Genomic DNA, 20,647 nt, shown 5'->3' with positions numbered 1-20,647 from the left:
TTTAGCAGGCATTCACTTTTTCTGAATATCATTATGTTATATTATACCAATATGCGTTTTAAATGCACAACAGCTTAACTCTAGATAACTCAAAGTATCGGTCACTGGTCAATGCAGCAATTCTTCTAATTTTTGCTGGTTCCACAAATACTGATAAAGGCCTGTTTGCCCTACCAATTCAGCGTGAGTGCCGCTCTGAACTATTTCTCCTTGATCCATCACAAAAATGCGATCGGCACTAGCCGCCGCAGACATTTGATGCGAGATAAAAATTACTGTTTTGCGATCGGTTCCCGTTGCCAAGTTTTGCAAAATGTTGGTAGCAGTTTGATTGTCAACGCTAGAAAGAGCATCATCCAAAATTAACACCGGGGCGTCAACTAACAAAGCGCGAGCAAGTGCCGTCCGCTGCCGCTGTCCGCCGGATAAAGTAATGCCGCGCTCGCCGACAACTGTTTTGTACTGCTGCGGGAAGTTGAGGATTTCGGCATGAATTTGCGCTTGTTTTGCCGCGGCTTCAATCTCCGGCTGTTCCGCTAAAGGGTTTCCGTAGCGGATGTTATTCTTGATGGTAGTGCCGAACAGAAAACTTTCTTGCGGAACGTAGGCGATCGCCCCGCGCAATTCGGTCAATTTTACTTTGGTAATGTCCTGTCCGTCTACAAATAACTGACCCGGATCTATGTCCAGCAGTCTGGGCAGCGCATTAGCTAAAGTTGATTTTCCAGAGCCGATCGCCCCAACAATTGCGACAGTTTCTCCCGGTGTTATTGTAAAATCAACATCTTTAAGCGCGGGTGTCTTAGCGCCGGGATACGTATAATTTAAGTGGCGGGCGACAATTTCGCCTTTGACTGGAGTTGCCAGTTCAACTGCATCGGCAGCATCCTTAATCTGCGGTTCCACAGTCAGAATTGATTCGATGCGATCGACACTCACTTCTCCCCGCTGGTAAGCAGTAATGGTGAAACCCAACAGCGCCGTCGGAAACACCAAACGCTCGACATAAATCAGCAACGCCACAAAATCGCCAATGCTAATTTGACCATTAGCAATTGCCCCGCCACCAGCAGAAAGCAGCACCAACAAACTAATGCTTGCCAAACCGCCCAGCAACGGAAAAATAAAGTTTCTAGTTTTTGCTAATTCCAAATTTGCTGATAGCAACTGCGCGTTGGAATTGCGAAAAGCTCGGCGTTCGTTTTCTTCTTGAGCGTAGATTTTAATTACGGACATCCCGCTCATATCTTCCTGAATTAAATCGCTCATCGCCGACAATTCCTCTTGCACGGCTAACTGTTGGATGCGAAGTTTGTCGCTAAATAACTGTACCAAAACCAGCATTAAAGGATAAACTGCGATCGCAAACAGCGTCAGCCTTACATTAATCCCCAGCATCACCGGTAAAGTCAAAGCATAGGCAAAAGCTGTATTCGCCAAACTGAGTACCGCAAACCCCACCAAGCGCCGAATATTGTCCAAATCGGAAGTAGCGCGGTTAATTAAATCTCCTACCGTATTGGCTGCAAAATAAGACGGTTCTAATGTTAATAAATGGTTAAAAATTTGCTGTTTCAGGTCAAATTCTACTTGACGCCCGACGCCAAACAGCAAAATCCGCGACGCCATCCGAATCACCCACATGATTGAGGCGAGAATCAGAATTAGTGCCACGAAGTTAAAAACTTGGTCAAATTTAGTCGCCACTTGGAGAGTGTCAACTGAATTCCGAATCAGCAGGGGAATGTAAACGCCCACAGCATTGACAACTAATAGTGAAAAAACGCCCCAAAATGTTGGTTTCCAGTGGGGGCGCATATAAGAGCCGAGTTTTTGCAGTCGAGAATAACGAGCCATGTGTTAGTGCGTAATTTGAGATTGATTGAGGAAAGGAAGAAGGTTCGGCAGCGGATTGTGTAACGGATGTAACGGATGGATGCTGAAGGAAGAAGCAATAAGGAAGGCGCAATCTTCAGCTCATGTTTCAGCAATTAAGAACGTCATCATCGTCGGGCGTGGTTGCTATAGAAGGTAGAAGTTTGAAAAAAGAATAGAAGCTATATCGAAAGATAGATGACCCAAAACACAAGTTAAGAAATTTTTAATTAAAATTCTGCTTTGGGATAACGCGCCATCAAAATTAGGTTTTGACCTGAACCAAAACCTGATTATATCGATATGTAACAAACCACATTATATCTGTGGGAACACGATATCTGTGGGGACACGGCAATGCCCTGTCCTTAGCCACCCGGAGCGATCGCCCAAATATCCGATCCGTCCCCCCAATCCCCCACACCGTTGAGTCGCGCTACAATCAAAAATTGATCAACTTAGCACTCAGCCTCAGAGAGTGCTAAATTTGCTAATGTAAGCGATTGGAGACAAACATGACCAAAATAGTTGCATTTAGCGACAAATCTCGGCGGGCACTAGAACGCGGCGTCAATCAACTCGCCGATGCTGTCCGCATCACCTTGGGCCCGAAAGGCCGGAACGTCCTATTGGAAAAGAAATACGGCGCTCCCCAAATCGTTAACGACGGTATCACCGTTGCTAGGGAGATCGAACTCGAAGACCCCCTGGAAAATGCCGGCGCTCGCTTAATTCAAGAAGTCGCCTCCAAAACTAAAGATATCGCAGGCGACGGCACAACAACCGCAACGGTTCTAGCTCAATCCCTCATTCGCGAAGGTTTGAAGAATGTCGCAGCAGGCGCAAACCCAGTCGCGCTGCGCCGGGGTATTGAAAAAACGATCGCCCACTTGGTGCTGGAAATCGAGAAATTGGCCAAACCCGTCGAAGGAAGCGCCATTGCTCAAGTCGCCACTGTCTCCGCTGGTAACGACGAAGAAGTCGGCGCCATGATTGCCCAAGCAATGGAAAAAGTCACGAAAGACGGCGTAATTACTGTAGAAGAGTCGAAATCTCTGACAACAGAATTGGAAGTTGTCGAAGGGATGCAGTACGATCGCGGATATCTTTCTCCGTATTTCGTTACCAACACCGATCGCATGGAAGTGGAGTACGAAAACGCTCGCATCCTGATTACCGACAAAAAAATTAGCTCAATTCAAGAACTAATTCCAGTTCTCGAAAAAATCGCCCGCACAGGTCAACCGCTGCTAATTATCGCCGAAGATATTGAAGGCGAAGCTTTGGCAACTCTGGTAGTCAACAAAGCCCGCGGCGTATTGAACATCGCAGCAACGAAATCTCCTGGTTTTGGCGATCGACGCAAAGCTATGCTTCAAGATATTGCCGTGCTCACCGGCGGTCAATTGATTTCTGAAGAAGTCGGACTCAGCATCGATACCGCAACTCTAGAAATGCTCGGTACCGCCCGCAAAATTACGATCGACAAAGAAAACACGATCATTGTTGCTGGCGATGAACACAAAGCTGACGTGCTAAAACGGATCGAGCAAATCCGCAAACAGCTAGAAGCGACGGATTCCGACTACGACAAGGAAAAATTGACCGAACGCATCGCCAAACTCGCCGGCGGTATCGCTGTAATTAAAGTCGGCGCAGCTACCGAAACCGAGCTCAAAGACCGTAAATTGCGTATTGAAGACGCTCTGAACGCTACTAAAGCTGCTGTGGAAGAAGGTATCGTTGCCGGAGGTGGCACGACCCTAATTCACCTGATTACAAAAATAGATGCGATCGCACATACTTTAGACGCCGAAGAACAAGTAGGCGCTGACTTGGTGAAGAAAGCTTTGGAAGCACCTTTGCGTCAAATCGCTGATAATGCCGGCGTTGAAGGTTCGATCGTCATCGAACGAGTGCGGGCGAGCGAGTTCAACGTTGGTTACAACGCTCTTACCGATGTGTACGAAGATATGATTGCCGCCGGGATTATTGACCCGGCTAAGGTGGTGCGATCGGCTTTGCAAAATGCCGGTTCCATTGCTGGTATGGTCTTGACCACTGAAGCTGTGATTGTCGAAAAACCCGAGAAGAAAAAAGCCGGCGGCGGCGACATGGGCGACATGGGCGGCATGGGCGGCATGGGCGGCATGGGCGGCATGGGTGGCATGGGCGGCATGGGCGGCATGGGCGGCATGGGCATGATGTAGTCTTCAGCCATTAGTCAGCAGCCATTAGTCTGTAGTCTGTAGGGTGCGCCATAAGCACCATTGGTGTCAACAAGCGCATCTTATGTAGTACCCGTCTGTTTGACGATTAGGGCAGCTTATCCCCCCGGCGCCCCCCTGATAGTCCGGGGGGACTTGAAGCTATCAAAGTCCCCCTTCTTAAGGGAGATGCAATGGGGTTCGGGACTAAGCTACAAGCGAGAGTTCTCATGGATTTTAAGCTTAAGTGGACACCTATGCAGTGGGCGCCTTACCCGATAGATAAACTAAGATTCTTCCAAGAAACCGCATCTCCCCCATCTCTCGTTCTCTTTTAAGACGAGGGAGTTACATTGTTGCTGTGCAAGTCTTGAGGAGATTGAAACAGAGTTTCGAGATAAACTCTCGCAGCTTGGCGATAACTGCGCGAAGCTTCAGGCGTACCGCTATCGGCATTCTGCAACAAAAACAGCGACAGCGCCGCGCAAAATACTCGGTCTAGATCCCATTCGGGATGGGTTTCTAGGTAAGTTTTGAGAGAATCGTGCAGCGTTTCGGGAATTTCAGCAAAAATACTGACTGTTGGGTTCATCATTTTTTTTAGTCTCGCTAATAAATTGAAAACAGAACCCCCCTTCGGCCGGATACAGGTGCAGGCACAGCCGAAATCAGAGCGCTTTTTTTTAGGTCGGTCGCATCATTGTGCGCTATGAGGGGGTGGGTTTGTCAATGTTGCGAAGTATTACAAAGTCCTTTAGATAAAAAAAGGTTTACCAAATAATCAGCTTTTCAGGGCATTGTTTGTTACATATCTTTATGTGTTAGGGGGTTTATGAGGAATTAGGCAGCAAGTTAAGGAAATCCCCAATTCCGCAGCAAGATGCTACCGTGCCGTTAATTTCTGTGGAAAACTTTGTCGCATCTGTGGAAAACCTCAGACTTGCCTGTGGAAACGCTGTGGAATGTTTAGGGAAAAGTCAGGGAAAAAATAAGAATTGCAAAGCGGAGTCATTGCTAATGGGTCATTGGTAATTGGTGTATTCTTGCCAAATGCCTTTTTCCCTCAAGGTTTATCCGTTAAATACGTTAAATCTCGAGCGCCTGCTTCGTTGCCGAACTTCCTTCTTCACCGGTGCCACTCTACCGCTTTTTGGCGGATGGTTGCCAATTCTGTCGGCGGCATTTTGTCGAGATTGGCTAAGAGAAAGCTCATACGACCGATCGACTGAACTTTCTCCCGGGGGCGCGCTAGGAAATCCCAGTAGGGAAGATTTATCATCTGTGCGGTTGATAGCAGCTTGGTTCTGCCAAAGTCGATCGCCTAATATCCAAACGCCAACAGTCATTTTATTTCTTTCACTATTTCACCATAAAACTTATCTTTTACTTTTCATGAGGGCTGGTTGTCTATTCAGAAAACCTAATGGGCTGAAAAATCACAACTCAAAACTCATGATTTCTCCGCTTCGGGCGAGTACGTACTAGAGCATAACATTGATTTCCAAAGATAAGGACACCGACCAGCAAATTTAAATTTTATGTCGGTGTATCCTTCAGATGTTAATAACTTGGTCAGCGTCTCTACTGAAAAAAATTTAATGTGACCGTTATCCCAAAGAACTGTAAAATGTTTATCTAGTTTGCCAGAAACAGCTAAAGCAAGATTTTTTAAATAGCCGTGGTAGGGTGTGGAAATAATTAGTCTTCCTCCCGGCTTGAGACATCTTTTTGCAGTTTTTGCTAGTTCTTTAGGATAAAGCAAGTGTTCGATTACTTCAATAGCTAAGACAACATCAAATGAGTTCAGCAGATCGATATCTGGAAGGTCGTAAATATCTGCTTGGATAAACTGACACTCGGGGAAACTTTGGCGGGAGATGGCAATTCCGGGTGCAGAAGTGTCAACGCCGACAACTTCGCAGCCGTGCTCTGCGATAACGTGACTGAGGCTGCCATTGCCGCAGCCGAGATCCAAAACTCGGAGTTTTGTCTTGCTGGTCTGCTGAAGTGTCGCCAGCATTTCTAAAAGGGGAGATATCAAATAAGCGTGATGATATCTCGGACGGTTGTTTGTGTAATAATACGTATAATTGCTAAAGTTTTTTTTCATCGATTAAGCTATGGAGATTATTGCCGAGACCGCGAATTTACGGAGCCTGGGTGCACTGTTTGGGCCAAAGTTCCCCACATTAGGGTTGTCAGAGTCGATCGGCAGCTCGATCATCTCATTCTTTTTGTTTGCTTGGTGAATTATTGTCACCGCATCAACCGGATGGCAAAAGAAATCTTTCACAGGGTGCAAAATCTTGCATCGCCCATCTCCGGCCCATCTCTCGAAGGCATTCGGAAAGAAAAAGTCCGATTGAGCAAAAATTCTCTGTGTACACTAGCCGGAAACCGAACTTTTTGCCTGTTAAGTTGGGGCGAGTGCATCCATGCGATTCTAGCTTCAAGCAACTGCGGTATGTCCACCCGACGCTTTTTCCAGCCTGAAAAATGTGCCCTGGGGCGATCTGGTGCCAGTCGATCCGAGAATTGAGAAGGGAAGTGTGACCGAAATCACACGCATTTGCGAAACAAATTGCTGAGCATCTTTGGGTTCACACACTTAGAATCGAGATTATTACAGTGGCTTCTATAATTGTGTTTAAATGTTGTTCTGAATCTGTGTTGTCCAGTCAGCAGAGCCCCCTAGACAGATTCATGCTTTCGGTCTGGTTTATTTCACTTTAATGGTCGCTGTTGGGTGTTGCACCTTAATTTAGATATTTCCTATGGTTAAGTTAGGTCAATCCTCCTTTCGCCGTATTTTACTGTCGCGGATTTTGTTGCTCAGCGTACCGGTTCTACTGGTGGGGGAGTATGTTACCTATCGCAAGGCACGCTCGACGCTTCTGGAAACTGCTCGTCAAAACTTGACAGAAAGTGCAGTCAGAAAAGCAGAAACTATTGAACAGTGGGCGAAATCGCTGAAGTCGAATCTGATCGGCGCTTCGGAAAGCTCGATGTTGCAGTCCGTAAATCCGAAGGATTATCAAAAGTTTATCGCCCAATTAGGGCAGCGGTTGCCAGCGCAGGTTGATTGCTTGCAATTGACTAATTTAAAGACAAATCAAGTGATAGCAAGCACTTGCGGGCAGCAGCCGATTCAGTCGTTGCCGGCAAAATTTTGGCCGCCCGTACAGCAGCAACAAACGCTGCTCGACGACAAGAGCGTTTACATCAGTCTGTCCTTACCTCAGCAGCCACAGGCGACAGCAAGCGATCAGAAGGTGGCTTTGGGGGCTGAGGATTTTCCCGATGCGGGTAAAGAAGGCCCCGATAGCCAAGCGAGTTTGGTGTTGAGCGCTCCTGTTTACATCCGTCGGGGCAATACCCTGCAGTTGAGTTATGCTTTGAGTTTGCGCTCAGCCTTGCCTGTGCAAACCAGCGCTCCCAAGGGTTCTCTAGCCGGCTATACGGTGGCGATCGACCAAGATGGAACGATTTTGGCGCACCCGAATATCAACCGCGTGGGCCGCAATATCTCCCAAGAGGCAGATGCCGATCGACTAAAAAGTATTGTCAGAAGGGCGATCGCCGGCGGAACAGCTTTTCTCCACCTATTTTCCTTTGAAAGAAATGGTGTAGAGTTGCTAGCAGGATACGCCGCTATCCCGAGTCCTTCAACTACACAGGAGAACAGCAAGTGGATTATTTTAGCTGTCTCTCGTTTAGATTACGCTCTGTCAGGTTTGGAAGAAATTCAGCAAGTTTTATTTAATTTAATTGTAGGTTTGGTTGCTGCTAGTATCATCGCGACTTTATATCTGTCTCGCGACTTGGCGCGTCCTTTGGAAAAACTGAGAGACTACGCGCTGAAAGTAGATACGGAAGCGCCCCAGACAGTGCCCCAAGATTTCCAAATTAGGGAATTTAATCAACTATCAGAAGCACTAAACAGCATGGTGCAGAGCCTCCGATCCAGGGCAAAAGAATTGCAAGTCGCAACCAAGGAAGCGCAAGTTGCCAATCAGTTAAAAAATGAATTTTTGGGTAATATTTCTCACGAATTGAGAACGCCGCTCAACGGGATTATTGGTTTTATTCAAATTGTGCGGGACGGCTACTGCGATGACCGAGAGGAAGAAATGAATTTTTTGCAGCAGGCCCACGACTCGTCTATGCAATTGCTAAATATTATTAATGATATTTTGGATATTGCTAAAATAGAAGCCGGCACGTTCTCCATGATGTTAGAAGTAGTTGATATTACCCAGGTACTTGAAGACGCGATTGATTTGCAAGCGACTCAAGTTGAGGAAAAAGGCTTGAAGTTAAGTTTGCCAGAGCCTCATGATCCGATTATTGTTCATGCCGATCCAGAGAAGCTAAAACAGGTGTTTTTAAATGTTTTGAGCAATGCCGTTAAGTTTACAGAGTCGGGCAGCATTAATATATCTGTGCGGCTAGAATCGAGGAAGAATTCTGGTAGTTTTAACGGCAGTGCTGAAAGTACGACGGGAATCAGCGGTCAAAGCGATTGGGTGGTGGTGACAATTAAAGATACGGGAATTGGAATCGATCCCGAGCAGCAGCAGAAATTGTTTCAACCTTTTGTGATGGTTGATGGTTCTACAACTCGCAGGTTTGGCGGTAACGGTTTGGGCTTGGCTATCTCGCGAAGGATAATGGAATCTATGATGGGAAGCATTACCCTGCACAGCGCGGGCGTGAATCAAGGTACTACTGTGATGATTTCTTTGCCTGTTAATCAGCAGTCAAGTTTTTATTTTCACAGCCCGGATATTAATAACGGAAAAGGGAAATTATAAAAATAATGAGTGATTTTCCCCATCTAAAATCTCAAATCTAAAATGGTATTAGTGGCTGTCCGCCGAGTTCGAGGGATTTGCTCAAAGTGGTAAGAATGCGGATTAATTCGACGGAGGCGGAGCCAGAAGAGGTAGGACAAGGGGTATTAGTGTACACGCAGTTGAGGAAGCGATCGCACACTCGCCGCAACGGTTCTGCTGATTCTAAATTCAACACTTCGCGATGTCTGAGGCTTTTTGGCTGCAGCGCGATCGCACTTTCAAAAGAGTTATTCTCTTCGCCCCCGCAATTTGAATTGCCACGCTGCAAAATCAGGGGAGTTTCTGGCGACATTTCATCAAAAATCAAGGTGCCCAAACTGCCAACAACTGTTAAGCGCCGTTGTTTGTCGGGATTTAGCCAGCACAGGTGAATAAATGCTTGAAATCCATCGGGATAGGTGAGCGTTACCCAAACTAAATCTGCTAGTTTTTCTGCAGGATTAGTAGTCAGCAGTGAAGGATCAAATTGATTTTCAATTTCTGCTGCGTCTTGATTTATTCCTTCTTCCCTATTTCTTCTTCCTTCTTCCTTCTTCCTGACATCCGTTGTTACATCCGTGACATCCATGACATCCGTTACATCCGTTACAGAATCCGTTGCCGAACTTCCTTCTTCCTTCGGAAAAACAGTGCCGATCGCCCTTACTTCAATTGGCGTTTGTTCCAACCAAGTATTGAAAATAGCGATATCGTGAATAGCCAAGTCCCAAAGGGCATCAACATCATGGCGAACCGGTTCAAAATGGGTGCGCTGGGCGTAACCGTAGCGCAATTTTCCGAGTTGATGCTGTTGAATAATTCTTTGGCCTCGATCGACTGCTGGATGAAACAGATAAGTGTGGTCAACGAAGAGTTGCCGCTGCTGTTTTTCGGCTAATTGACAGAGTTCTATTGCTTCAGTGAGGTTGAGGGCGAGGGGTTTTTCTGCTAAGACGTGGTAGCCTTGTTTCAGCGCTGCTGCTGCGAGGGTGTAGTGTGTGGAAGCTGGAGTAGCGATCGCCACAGCTTGCAGTCCCGGCAAGGCTTGCACTTGAGACCAATCGGTAGCTAGAATCACCGAGGCATCAAGATTAAACTGTTTTTGAACGGCCACCAATGAATCTCGATTCGGGTCTACCACCGCTAAAACTTCGCTGTTGCGATGTTCCAGAAAGTTGCGAATTAGGTTAACTCCCCAGCGGCCCGCACCCAATACAGCTATTCCGATTTTCATTGATTATAATTTCAAAAATCGCACAGCAATTATAGCATATTTTGTTATTATTATCTATGTTTTAACTCAAAAAAATTACTGTTGACTGTTGACTGTTGGCAGTAGTTATTGGTTATTGGTTATTGGTAAGCTGCTACGCATTTAAATTGAATCTAGAGACGGGCTCTCCTGCCCGTTCCACAATAATTGTAGGAAAATTGACTTTCAAATTAGATGCACAACAGCTTAGCAGCTAACAAATAACAAATAACCAATAACAGTCAACTGTCAACTGTCAACTGTCAACTGTCAACTAACTTATTAAAAGCTACCTGAGCCGCTGCTTGTTCCGCCGCTTTGATCGATCGACCTTTTCCCTCTGCTACCAACTTTCCCTGAATCATAACTTCTGCGGTAAAACGATCCTCGCCGCCCTGCACTGTCCCGGTTTCTTGCACGCTATATTTGGGCAAAGTTTTGTATTTGCCTTGAGTCAACTCTTGGAGAGCAGCTTTGTAGTTTTGGCGGGCAGGATCGCTGCGGATTTCCGCCGCTAAGCGTTGAAAGTGAGAATCTAGCCAAGGGCGAATTAATTCTAAGCTGTGGCTACTCAAATAAAGCGCAGCCAGTACCGCTTCCAAAGCATCGGCCAGTCGGGGTTCAGCGCCTGTTTTATCCGAGGCCGCGCTGCTGGAAACAATTAAATAGCGATCGAACCCGTAACTTTCAGCGATTTTAGCAAGAATGCGATCGCTCACCAAGATCGATCGAATAGCAGCAAATTCCCCCACTGTACAGTCAGGATAAATCTCAAACAACAATTCCGACGCCGCCAGCCGCACAACTGCATCCCCGACAAACTCTAGTTGCTCGTAATTTGCTTTAGCTGACGCGCTCGCATGAGTCAAAGCTAAATCCAGGAGATGCCATTTTATCGAAGCATTCTTCGTCAGTCCCAATTTTTGAATTAATGTTTCAAGTTGCTTTTGGCGACCCGGATAAATCATACCATTTTAGATTTTAGATTTTAGATTTTAGAATTGGGAATGACGGATGACTATCCGGGTTGGGAGCTTTTCAAAAGTTGCATTCTTTTTTTTAACTGGTATCCGATTCATATTAATAATTTTTTTCCTTGAACAACTAAATATTCGTCCGGGTACTTATGGCGCACCTGGCCCAACATCAAACAGGTCGAAAAGATTTGTTGACCTGATTCCCAAGCGGTAATTTTAATTAAATTTGGGGGGGAAAAAGTCGGACATAAGCCGGGTTCTGTTCTCTCAACTGCAAGCAGTTTTCGAGGGCAGTTATCTATCTGGGACGCCTGTTACCAGACGCCTCAAGCGGTACCAAAAAACGGAACTGGTAAAAAACCAACCATAGTCCCTCCGACCTTGCTCCCAACTGGGGTTTACCGAGCCAGCACCTCTCGATGCTGCTGGTGCGCTCTTACCGCACCTTTGCACCCTTACCCCCTAACACTTTGCGATTTTCGATGCTTGATTTTTGATTCAATCTCAAATCTCAAATCGGGGGGCGGTATCTTTCTGTGGCACTATCCTCACGATCGCTCGCACTGGGCGTTACCCAGCAAGTTTGGTTTTTCGGGAGCCCGGACTTTCCTCAGACAAGCTTTCGCTAATCCGCAACCGCCTGCGCCCACTTTTCCCCCAGATTTATTGTACGCGATCGTTCGTCAATCAATTTAAGATTTGAGATTGAATATTTTAACTTATCGCCCACTTAATTTGGACATTTGTGTTTATTCCAACTCTTGTACGGTGGACCCGAAAGCCCGCCCAACAATTAAATTTCCCTGCAACTCCCCTTAAAATCACTCACCGATGAATCAGGGGGCTCAAAAGTTGGGAATTATCATGCAAGGATTTATGGCACGGATTCTACTAGGGGCAGGAAACCTTTTTACCTAACACAATTTGAAATTATTCAATTTTTAATCCCAATCTCAAGTCTTCAATTCGGTTACTTTAATGAGTCATCTTTCACCGTAGAAAAGTTTTCAAACCACCCGCGCCGCCAGAAAAAGTAAACTAAAGCCGAGGCGATTCCTACCATCACCGCCCAACACAGCGGATAGCCAAAATACCAATTTAGTTCCGGCATATTCAAGGGCGATTTCTCTGTATTGAAATTCATCCCGTATACTCCCGCCACAAAAGTTAGAGGAATAAAGATACTCGAAATAACCGTCAGCAATTTCATGATTTCATTCATTTTATTACCAACCGAAGACAAGTAAACATCCATCAAACCAGAAGACAACTCTCGATAGGTTTCCACCATATCCATCACTTGCACTGTGTGATCGTAACAGTCGCGCAAGTAAATTCGCACCTCTGGACTAATCAAATCACTGCTATCTCGAATCAAAACATTAATTGCATCCCGCTGCGGCCAAATGGCGCGGCGCAGAGTCAGCAATTCTCGCCGGATTTTATAGATTTTTTCCAGGGTTTTGCGGGTGGGATTCACCACCACTTCATCCTCTAATTCTTCAATGCGCTCTCCGTAAACTTCTAAGACAGGGAAGAATCCATCTATAATCGCATCTAATAGAGTATAAGCTAGATAATCTGCTCCGTGTTTGCGAATACTTCCTTGTCCTTTACGAATGCGATCGCGCACGGGACCAAAACAATCATAGTCGGGTTCTTCCTGAACAGTTAACAGGTAATGCTGGCCCAAAATCAAACTTACTTGTTCTTTATGAAAAGTATCTGATTTTGGATGCAGCATCACCATCCCAGCAATGATTAAAATGTGTTCTTCATAGTCTACAACTTTCGGGCGCTGGGGAACATTAACTACATCTTCCTGAGCCATTAGGTGCAAATTAAACACTTCGCCCATTTGCCGCCAAGTTTCTTTGTTTCCTAATCCCAACACATCAACCCAAGAAACAGAGGCTGTATTTAAATACGCAGCAGCTTCTCGAGGATTTGCCAAGTTGGCGCGAGTAGCGGCTGTTTCGCAATAGTCAATTAATACAATCTCTGGAGGCGGCGCATCGGGTTCTAAGTCGAGAGTTCCCGGCGGAGCCCCCGGATCGTCATAAAAATAGTCAACGTAGGAATCATCATCATCATCATCTTTAATTGATTTTGCAACTGCACTAGAAGTATGTATGTTTTTGTATACCATGCTAATATTCCTGACTTTTAGAACCTTTAATTAGATTATCATTTTTCTCGTGCAACTACCAATTACCAATGACTCATTACCTCTGCCGAATTGGTATCTCGATCGCAAATTCAGTTCCCTCTCCCGGCGCGGAAATGCACTGCAGCGTCCCTCCGTGTCTTTCCACCACAATCTGATAGGAGATAGACAGTCCCAAACCTGTACCTTTGCCTACTGGTTTAGTAGTAAAAAACGGGTCAAATACCCGACACTTAACAGACTCTGCCATTCCACACCCGTTATCGGAAATTGCGATCGCAACCCGATTATTTTCCAACACCTCCGTGCGAATCCGAATCCAAGGCAATGTGTCGCAACTTAAAGGTAAACTAGCAATATCTTGCCCCTCCTCTTCCGAATAACTGGCCACTTCCAACTTCCTATGCCTGACATCCGCTAAAGCATCAATCGCATTATTTAAAATATTCATAAATACTTGATTTAACTGTCCCACGTAGCACTGTATCGGCGGCAATATTCCATATTCTTTAACTATTTCAATCTGGCGATTTCTGCCATTTTCTTTAATTTTGTGTTGCAAAATTAAAAGAGCGCTGTCTATGCCTTCGTGGATATCAACACGCTTGATATCTGATTCTTCCAGGCGGGAAAAGTTGCGTAAAGACAGAACAATTTGGCGAATTCGCTCGGCTCCGGTTTGAATTGAAGTCAGCAGGTGCGGGAAATCCTCTTTCATGAATTCCAGTTCTATTTCTTCTGCCAAATTTTGGATAACAGCAACAGGTTCCGGGTAGTATGCTTGGTACAAACTGCACAGTTCCAGCAAGTTTTTTGCATACTCACTAGCGTAAGTGATATTACCGTAAATAAAACTGACAGGATTATTGATTTCGTGAGCAATTCCCGCGACTAGCTGTCCCAAACCCGACATTTTTTCCGCTTGAATTAGTTGAGCTTGAGTCCTGCCTAATTGTTTCAATGTTTGCTCTAGCTGGCGATTTTTATGTTTTAATTGAGATTCGGCTTGTTTGCGCTTGGTAATATTGCGGGCTAGAATAATAATCTGATTTGAATTAAAAGGCAACAGTCTGGCTTCATAAGTTTTTTCTTCTTCTGCTAGTAAAAGCGAATATTCTATGTCGATTGAATTTCTTGTTTCGGATATTTCAAAGATTGCTTGGGCCAATTGGCAGGCGACATTGGGTGGCAATATGTCTGTCATTCGTTTACCCATAAAATGTTCTGGAGGTACGTATAAATTTGAGGAAGTTCCTGACAAATAATCCACGATTATACCGTCAGCATCTAGTCGAAAATACAAATCAGGCAAAGCGCGAAAAACTGCTTCTAACTCTAAAGTTTTTTGGCGCAACGCTTCCTCGGCGTAGTACCGATCGCTAATATCAAAAATCACCCCGTCCAAATAGCAAACGTTTCCATCTGCGTCAAACACAGGAGAACCCTTATCCCACACCCATTTAACCGTGCCGTCTGCTGCTAGCAAGCGGTATTCCAAGTTATAAGACTCTTTGTTTTCTATGCCTTGCCGAATAGCTGCTTCTACTTTGGCCAAATCTTCCGGGTAAATAATGCTAGCAAAAGTCCGGCATCTCCTGTCCAAAAGCCAAATAAAATCTGTCGCAGGGTAGCCGGTTAATAAGTAAACGGCATCGCTAATAAAATTAGTCGAAAAATCGCATTTCCAGCGATAAACCACTCCTGGAATATTAGCTACCAAAGACCTAAATCTTGATTCACTCCTACGCAAAGCTGCTTCCGATTCATGTCGTTCGGTAATATCGTGAGCAAAAGCTAGCACTGCAAATACATTACCTTCAGCGTCGCGCAGGGGAAGTTTTTGGGTATCAAAAATATGTACTGAACCGTCAGCAATAGTTGCTGGATCGCAGGGATTGTGGATGATTTCGCCGGCCAGTACAGCAGAGTCGTCTGTGCGGAAGCCTCGGATATTTTTGGCGGAATTTCCAAACACGAGATCTTCGGAAAATCCTAACTCTAAATCGCATTTGCCAATTATTTCTTCGACTGTTTTGCCGATCGCTTGAGCGAAACTCCTGTTGGCCAAAATACAGCGAAAATTTTTGTCTTTGGCCAAAATCCAGTCGCTAGTTTTGTCTATTACTGTACGCAGGAGTTGTTCGGAACGTTCGGTTTTTTCCAAAGACGCCTGCAGTTGTAGTTCTAGGCACTTGCGAGCAGTGATGTTTTCAAAAGCAACACCGATGCAGTTGTTGGGTAATGGAAAAGCTTTAATAGAAAAAGCGCGACTTATTCGACCCCCTTCATCGCAGTCAATATCTTCAACTTCTACGGCTTTCTGGGTGCGAATTACCGAAGCAAATGCTTGGGGAATGTTTTTCGATCGCAGGTGGGGAAAAATCTCGTCGATTGTCATTCCCAAAACATCCGCCATTTCTAATCCGGTAAATAGGGTAGCTGCAGGATTGGAGGCGATCGCCCTCAGAGTGCTGTCATCGTCTATATTTTCTAAATGGTAGACGTACAAACCAATTTGCATATTCTCGACAATTTGGTCGTAGAGGCGCACGCTTTCGTCTACCTGCCTGCGTTCGGTAATATCTTCAGTAATCCCCAAAACGTACTGAGGGCGGCCTGCGGAGTCGAGAATTGGCACTTTGCGGGTGTGCAATATTCTCATACCTTTGTGGCGAGTTTGAATCGGCTCTTCGGCTATGTCTTTAACAGTAGATTGGTTGTGCTCACCGGTCAATATTTCCCTGTCTTGAGCAGTAAAAACATCAGCTTGTTCTTTGGGGTAAATATCGTAGTCATTTTTGCCGATCGCCTCTTGAGAAGTAACACCTGCGATCGTTTCTCCCGCTTTATTCCACAGCACAAATTTCAGCGAAGAAGCATCTTTAGCAAAAACTCCCACCGGCAGGTTTTCTACTACGGAATTGAGGAAACCTCTAGCTGATTTTAATTCAGCTTCTGCACGCTTGCGTTCGATGCCTAAAGCAATGACATCCGCAACCGATGCTAAAGTTTCCTGAAAGGGTGCTGTCAGCGGCTGGCAACTGATAATTACCATTACTCCCACCAGCCGTTCTTCGACTATCAAAGGGTAGCCGGCGAAGGTGAGAATTTGCTTGGGGATAGGGCAATTTGTCTGCTTTTGACTGGTGTTTATAATTGCTACTTCGGAACTTTGCTCCTCTGTTGCTTTTGCGGATTCTTCCTCTGGGAGTCCAAAATTGTTCAGTTCAAATCCGCAGTCAAATTCCGGTTTTTGCTGTTTGGCGATCGAGTTAACCTTACTTTCAATAAACCTAGCCCGATCGTCTGTGCGGCTGTATATTCCCGATGCCGCTTGCAATTGGCAAACATTATGTTGAGAGGTGAAAGTCCAAATTTCAGCAGAAGCCACATCAAGATTTCGCACCATTGCCTCGCAGCAGGGAAGCAGGATATCTTCAGGGTGTTTGGTGAGGGCAATACCCACATCGGCTACCATTGCTGTGAGGCGAGAAGCTTGGGCTTTTTCTGTTTCCAACCGTTTGCGATCGGTGATATCTTCCACCAAAGAAAGCACGGTAAAAGTGTCGCCGCTGCGAATAATTGAGTTGAACCAGCGACACCAAATTACCTGTCCGCTTTTAGTATAGTTGCGGTTAATTGAAGTATTGCCGTTGCCAGTGGCTAGTTCGATCTCGATCGCACTTACAGTCTCTCTATCTTCTTCGCAAACCAAATCTAAATCGCCAAACTGCTTGCCCATCATATCATCGGCTGTCCAGCCAAAGATTTCTTCGGCGCGTTTCGACCACTGAACTATCCGAAAATCTTCATCCCAGCCCACCATTGCCAGGGGACTGTTAGCTGCATTCAACCACAGTAAATGGTTCGATCGGCGTAACTGTTGAGTTTTCTGCTGCTGCCAGCGGTAATGCCTGGTGATATCTCTACCGACGCCCAAAACCCGCATCTGCTTGCTAGAGGCATCCACCGCTGGCGTGTAAGCAGTTTCGTAAATTTTAATCCCGCCGTCTGCCGTCGTCACCTCATGAATTGCCAGCCGTTTTTCCCCGGTAATAAATACTTGTTGCAGGCAAGAATCAATCTGCGAGATTATATTTTTGACAGCAGCATTATTGGGATATAATTTTAATAGTTCCTGATTAGTTTTGTTGACTATTTCAGCCGGCTCTAATCCCATCCAAGCCGCAGCGACTGGATTGATCGATAGGTAATTTTGCTGTCGATCGCACTCTAGGAAAGCATCAACAGAGTTAGAGAAAAAAGACTGAAACGAGTTGATAACTTCCTGCATGGGTATTTTTTCATGAGAAAAGCTTAGTATTGTGGAAACCTCGTGTCTAAAGACCGATCGAGGAAACACGCATCAGGCAGTTTTAACCGCCTGGAATATTGATTATTGCTACAGGGGGCTACTTGGTCACTTGGTACTTTTATGATCTACTTTCAACGGAACAATTACCGTTTCAAATATTTCACGCGCGATCGCATAGCAGCTTGGGCTTACACCCATATTTTTGATAACGTAATCAGTTAAGACGATAGCTGGTCAACTCTCTCTTTTGATTAGGGCATAAAGCCCCATCTCTTCGGAGAGGGGTGCTGACTTGGTTAAGCTGTAAAATTTTCCTAAAGTTAGTTTAACCCACTCAAATCTTTTTGGGCACTTTACTACTGCGTTTCCCGGTGCAATTTTCGGCGCTGTTCCCTATAATACAAAAATTTTAAAGAAATAGTATTTTTGGGAATATAGCTTAATTAGAGCAGGTGCTCTTTTTTTAAACCAGACCCAGCGGAGACAAAAGCGAGATGGAGAGACCCGGAGACGGGGAGGTGGGCAGAGGTTAATCCACAACCTGCGATAAAAATGCTTAAGAAATGCCGCACAGCTTACCGATTCGCAATTCCCAATTCCCGATTCGCAATTCCCGATTCCCAATTCCCAATTCGGTAATCAGAAAGCGGTTTGGCAGTACGCGCAGCAAAGAACGCAACCCGTCCAAAGCCATGTAACATAAAGATTGCGATATTTTTAATATGTAATATGGAACTATTAGATACCTTGATTGTGGGTGCAGGTATTAGCGGTTTGAGTTTGGCGCACGCACTTCACAAGGAAGCAACGAGTGCATCGCCGCTGAAAATTTTAGTCGCTGAGAGTCAGGGACGTGTGGGCGGGAACATCACCACTGTGACAGCAGATGGGTTTCTCTGGGAGGAGGGCCCGAACAGTTTTTCGCCGACGCCAGAATTGATGAAGTTGGCTGTGGATGTGGGATTGAAGCAGGAGTTGATTTTTGCCGATCGCAAATTGCCTCGTTATGTTTATTGGCAAAAAAAGCTGCAACCGGTGCCGATGACTCCACCGGCGATGATTCAGTCTCAGTTGTTGAGTTTTCCAGGGAAACTGCGGGCGTTGTTCGGGGCTTTGGGGTTTGTGGCGCCGGCAATGGGCGCTGGACTTTCGCAGCAGCGTGACGAGGAAACTGTTTCTCAATTTTTCCGCCGTCATCTGGGGACGGAAGTGATGCAGCGGTTGGTGGAACCTTTTGTTTCTGGGGTTTATGCGGGCGATCCGCAACAACTTAGCGCGGCGGCGGCTTTCGGCCGGGTAGCAAAGATGGCTGATCTGGGTGGCGGGCTGATGGCGGGGGCGCTGCTTTCTGCTAGGAAAAGACCGAAGCAAATGCCTGCAGACCCGAATGTTCCTAAAACTAGGCCGGGGGAATTGGGTTCGTTCAAACAGGGGTTGAAGGCTTTGCCAGAGGCGATCGCTGCTCAATTGGGCGATCGAGTGAAACTCAACTGGCACTTGACTCGCCTCGATCGTACAGAACGCGAAACTTACATTGCTGTATTCTCGACGCCCAACGGACAGCAGGAAGTTGAGGCGCGTACCGTGGTTTTGACAACGCCCGCTTATGTTACAGCCGGTTTGTTGCAGCCTCTGCAACCGGAAGTTAGCAGCGCTTTACAAGCTTTTACTTATCCTACGGTTGCCTGCGTTGTATTAGCATATCCGCAGTCTGATGTCAAGGGTAAATTAGTAGGTTTTGGAAATTTAATTCCGAGGGGGCAGGGAATTCGCACTCTGGGGACGATTTGGACATCAAGTTTATTTGCCGATCGCGCGCCTGCTGGGTGGCAGACTCTCAGCAGTTACATCGGCGGGGCTACTGATTCGGAAATTGGCAATCTCGACTCAGAACAAATCGTTCGGGAGGTACACCGAGATTTGTCTCGGATTTTGCTGAAGCCAGATGTGCCACAGCCCAAAGTTTTAGCGGTGAATGTGTGGAAGCGAGCAATTCCTCAATACAATTTGGGGCATTTCGATCGCCTGCAACAAATAGATCGAGGTTTGAAATCTTTGCCTGGGGTGTATTTGTGCAGCAACTACGTTGGCGGCGTGGCTTTGGGAGATTGCGTGCGAAGGGGTTTTGATCGTGCACGAGAAGTGGGCGAGTATTTGCAGAACAAACAATCAGATACTCGATCTGAATGATTGTGTGGGGAGGGCGGGTTTACAAATATCGAGTATGTTAATCCGAGATATTGGTGAACCCGCACCTACAGCCTTCTGCCTTCATATCCGATGCCCAATGCCGAATGTTACTAGGTTGTGGGTTCAAACTTGTAACCCACCCCCCTGACGGTTTGAATCATCGAAATTTGAGTGGCATCTGGTTCAATTTTGCGGCGAATTTGACCTATATGGACATCCACCACGCGATCGGCTCCTACATACTCGTAGTCCCACACTTCATGCAGCAATTCCGATCGCCTCCATACGCGACCGGGTTTGCTGGCCAAACAGTACAGCAGGTCGAATTCTAAAGCAGTCAAAGCAACTATCTGACTACCGAGAATTACCTCGCGGCGGACCGGATCTATTAGTAGCTCTCCAAAAGTAAGAGTTTGTTGTTCGGCGGGAGTAACAATGCGTTTGCGCTTCAAAATTGCTGCAACGCGAGCTCCAATCTCTACAAGACTAAAAGGTTTAGTAATGTAGTCGTCAGCACCTTCGGCAAACCCTTTCATTTTGTCAGCTTCATCGGTTCGGGCAGTCAGCATCAACACAAACACGCCCGTGCGTCTTTGCATTTCTTGACACAGTTTGTAGCCAGTTGTATCAGGTAAATTTACATCTAGAACTACTAAGTCAGGATTGAGTTGCTCAAATAATTCCAGACCAGTCTGACCGTCCTCACCAGACTCAACTTGATAACCTTGCTGGCTCAAAAAACGGTGAATTAAATTTCGGATTGCCGGGTCGTCATCAACCACAAGGATTTTTACAGGGGCCATGACCACAAGTTTGCTTGAAGAATTAG

Annotated in this window: 13 protein-coding genes and 1 other RNA gene; 3 read left to right on the top strand and 11 right to left on the bottom strand. The window is 45.9% G+C overall.

Features of this window, described 5'->3' with window-relative positions:
• Positions 1 to 108: 108 nt before the first annotated feature.
• Positions 109 to 1,857, bottom strand: coding sequence for an ABC transporter ATP-binding protein (locus QUA04_RS13500; RefSeq protein ID WP_333257845.1), 1,749 nt, complete (start codon positions 1,855 to 1,857; stop codon positions 109 to 111).
• Between the two features lie 533 nt (positions 1,858 to 2,390).
• Here QUA04_RS13500 and groL point away from each other — a divergent pair.
• Positions 2,391 to 4,085 carry a chaperonin GroEL gene (groL, locus tag QUA04_RS13495; RefSeq protein ID WP_333257844.1) on the top strand — a complete coding sequence of 565 codons (1,695 nt, stop codon included), beginning with the start codon at positions 2,391 to 2,393 and terminating at the stop codon, positions 4,083 to 4,085.
• A 331-nt stretch (positions 4,086 to 4,416) separates the two neighbouring features.
• Here groL and QUA04_RS13490 read toward each other — a convergent pair whose 3' ends face one another.
• The 3 genes from QUA04_RS13490 to QUA04_RS13480 form a co-directional block, all read right to left on the bottom strand.
• On the bottom strand, positions 4,417 to 4,674 hold the full coding sequence (locus QUA04_RS13490) for a DUF2811 domain-containing protein (protein ID WP_050813024.1): 258 nt from the start codon (positions 4,672 to 4,674) through the stop codon (positions 4,417 to 4,419).
• Between the two features lie 478 nt (positions 4,675 to 5,152).
• Positions 5,153 to 5,428: a hypothetical protein gene (locus tag QUA04_RS13485; RefSeq protein WP_333257842.1), complete on the bottom strand. Its 276-nt coding sequence runs from the start codon at positions 5,426 to 5,428 to the stop codon at positions 5,153 to 5,155.
• A 104-nt stretch (positions 5,429 to 5,532) separates the two neighbouring features.
• A complete protein-coding gene (locus QUA04_RS13480; RefSeq protein ID WP_333257840.1) occupies positions 5,533 to 6,192 on the bottom strand; it encodes a class I SAM-dependent methyltransferase in 660 nt (219 codons plus the stop codon).
• 664 nt (positions 6,193 to 6,856) lie between these two features.
• On the opposite strand from QUA04_RS13480, the gene QUA04_RS13475 reads away from it, so the two are divergent.
• Positions 6,857 to 8,896, top strand: a complete 2,040-nt coding sequence (locus QUA04_RS13475) for a sensor histidine kinase (protein WP_333257838.1) — start codon at positions 6,857 to 6,859, stop codon at positions 8,894 to 8,896.
• A gap of 37 nt (positions 8,897 to 8,933) precedes the next feature.
• Here the strand turns inward: QUA04_RS13475 and QUA04_RS13470 are convergent, their stop codons facing one another.
• From QUA04_RS13470 to QUA04_RS13445, 6 genes are all read right to left on the bottom strand, one after another.
• Positions 8,934 to 10,151, bottom strand: a complete 1,218-nt coding sequence (locus QUA04_RS13470) for a Gfo/Idh/MocA family oxidoreductase (RefSeq protein WP_333257837.1) — start codon at positions 10,149 to 10,151, stop codon at positions 8,934 to 8,936.
• 281 nt (positions 10,152 to 10,432) lie between these two features.
• Complete coding sequence (rnc, locus tag QUA04_RS13465; protein ID WP_333257835.1) at positions 10,433 to 11,137, bottom strand: ribonuclease III; 705 nt, start codon at positions 11,135 to 11,137, stop codon at positions 10,433 to 10,435.
• Between the two features lie 241 nt (positions 11,138 to 11,378).
• An RNA gene (gene rnpB, locus QUA04_RS13460) (RNase P RNA component class A) lies at positions 11,379 to 11,800 on the bottom strand.
• 316 nt (positions 11,801 to 12,116) lie between these two features.
• The gene (corA, locus tag QUA04_RS13455) at positions 12,117 to 13,295 is read right to left on the bottom strand and encodes a magnesium/cobalt transporter CorA (protein ID WP_333257833.1); all 1,179 of its coding nucleotides are present in this window, start codon (positions 13,293 to 13,295) and stop codon (positions 12,117 to 12,119) included.
• A 76-nt stretch (positions 13,296 to 13,371) separates the two neighbouring features.
• Positions 13,372 to 17,607, bottom strand: coding sequence for a PAS domain-containing protein (locus QUA04_RS13450; RefSeq protein ID WP_333257831.1), 4,236 nt, complete (start codon positions 17,605 to 17,607; stop codon positions 13,372 to 13,374).
• 577 nt (positions 17,608 to 18,184) lie between these two features.
• Positions 18,185 to 18,322 (bottom strand): hypothetical protein, encoded by a 138-nt coding sequence (locus tag QUA04_RS13445; protein WP_333257830.1) that lies wholly within the window; start codon positions 18,320 to 18,322, stop codon positions 18,185 to 18,187.
• A gap of 35 nt (positions 18,323 to 18,357) precedes the next feature.
• On the opposite strand from QUA04_RS13445, the gene hemG reads away from it, so the two are divergent.
• Positions 18,358 to 19,818, top strand: a complete 1,461-nt coding sequence (hemG, locus tag QUA04_RS13440) for a protoporphyrinogen oxidase (protein ID WP_333257828.1) — start codon at positions 18,358 to 18,360, stop codon at positions 19,816 to 19,818.
• A 110-nt stretch (positions 19,819 to 19,928) separates the two neighbouring features.
• On the opposite strand, the gene QUA04_RS13435 is transcribed toward hemG, so the two are convergent.
• Positions 19,929 to 20,621, bottom strand: a complete 693-nt coding sequence (locus tag QUA04_RS13435) for a response regulator transcription factor (RefSeq protein ID WP_333036365.1) — start codon at positions 20,619 to 20,621, stop codon at positions 19,929 to 19,931.
• Positions 20,622 to 20,647: the final 26 nt, after the last annotated feature.

Source organism: Microcoleus sp. S13_C5 (genome assembly GCF_036700845.1).
Classification (GTDB): domain Bacteria; phylum Cyanobacteriota; class Cyanobacteriia; order Cyanobacteriales; family Microcoleaceae; genus Microcoleus.
Note: the sequence above shows the minus strand (reverse complement) of the source record. Positions and strands in the feature narration are given on the sequence as shown.

What these genes read in the sequence shown, in the direction of transcription:
- QUA04_RS13500 (WP_333257845.1), bottom strand. Translation starts at nt 1,857, where the DNA reads ATGGCTCGTTATTCTCGACTGCAAAAACTCGGCTCTTATATGCGCCCC.
- groL (WP_333257844.1), top strand. Translation starts at nt 2,391, where the DNA reads ATGACCAAAATAGTTGCATTTAGCGACAAATCTCGGCGGGCACTAGAA.
- QUA04_RS13490 (WP_050813024.1), bottom strand. Translation starts at nt 4,674, where the DNA reads ATGAACCCAACAGTCAGTATTTTTGCTGAAATTCCCGAAACGCTGCAC.
- QUA04_RS13485 (WP_333257842.1), bottom strand. Translation starts at nt 5,428, where the DNA reads ATGACTGTTGGCGTTTGGATATTAGGCGATCGACTTTGGCAGAACCAA.
- QUA04_RS13480 (WP_333257840.1), bottom strand. Translation starts at nt 6,192, where the DNA reads ATGAAAAAAAACTTTAGCAATTATACGTATTATTACACAAACAACCGT.
- QUA04_RS13475 (WP_333257838.1), top strand. Translation starts at nt 6,857, where the DNA reads ATGGTTAAGTTAGGTCAATCCTCCTTTCGCCGTATTTTACTGTCGCGG.
- QUA04_RS13470 (WP_333257837.1), bottom strand. Translation starts at nt 10,151, where the DNA reads ATGAAAATCGGAATAGCTGTATTGGGTGCGGGCCGCTGGGGAGTTAAC.
- rnc (WP_333257835.1), bottom strand. Translation starts at nt 11,137, where the DNA reads ATGATTTATCCGGGTCGCCAAAAGCAACTTGAAACATTAATTCAAAAA.
- corA (WP_333257833.1), bottom strand. Translation starts at nt 13,295, where the DNA reads ATGGTATACAAAAACATACATACTTCTAGTGCAGTTGCAAAATCAATT.
- QUA04_RS13450 (WP_333257831.1), bottom strand. Translation starts at nt 17,607, where the DNA reads ATGCAGGAAGTTATCAACTCGTTTCAGTCTTTTTTCTCTAACTCTGTT.
- QUA04_RS13445 (WP_333257830.1), bottom strand. Translation starts at nt 18,322, where the DNA reads ATGGCTTTGGACGGGTTGCGTTCTTTGCTGCGCGTACTGCCAAACCGC.
- hemG (WP_333257828.1), top strand. Translation starts at nt 18,358, where the DNA reads ATGGAACTATTAGATACCTTGATTGTGGGTGCAGGTATTAGCGGTTTG.
- QUA04_RS13435 (WP_333036365.1), bottom strand. Translation starts at nt 20,621, where the DNA reads ATGGCCCCTGTAAAAATCCTTGTGGTTGATGACGACCCGGCAATCCGA.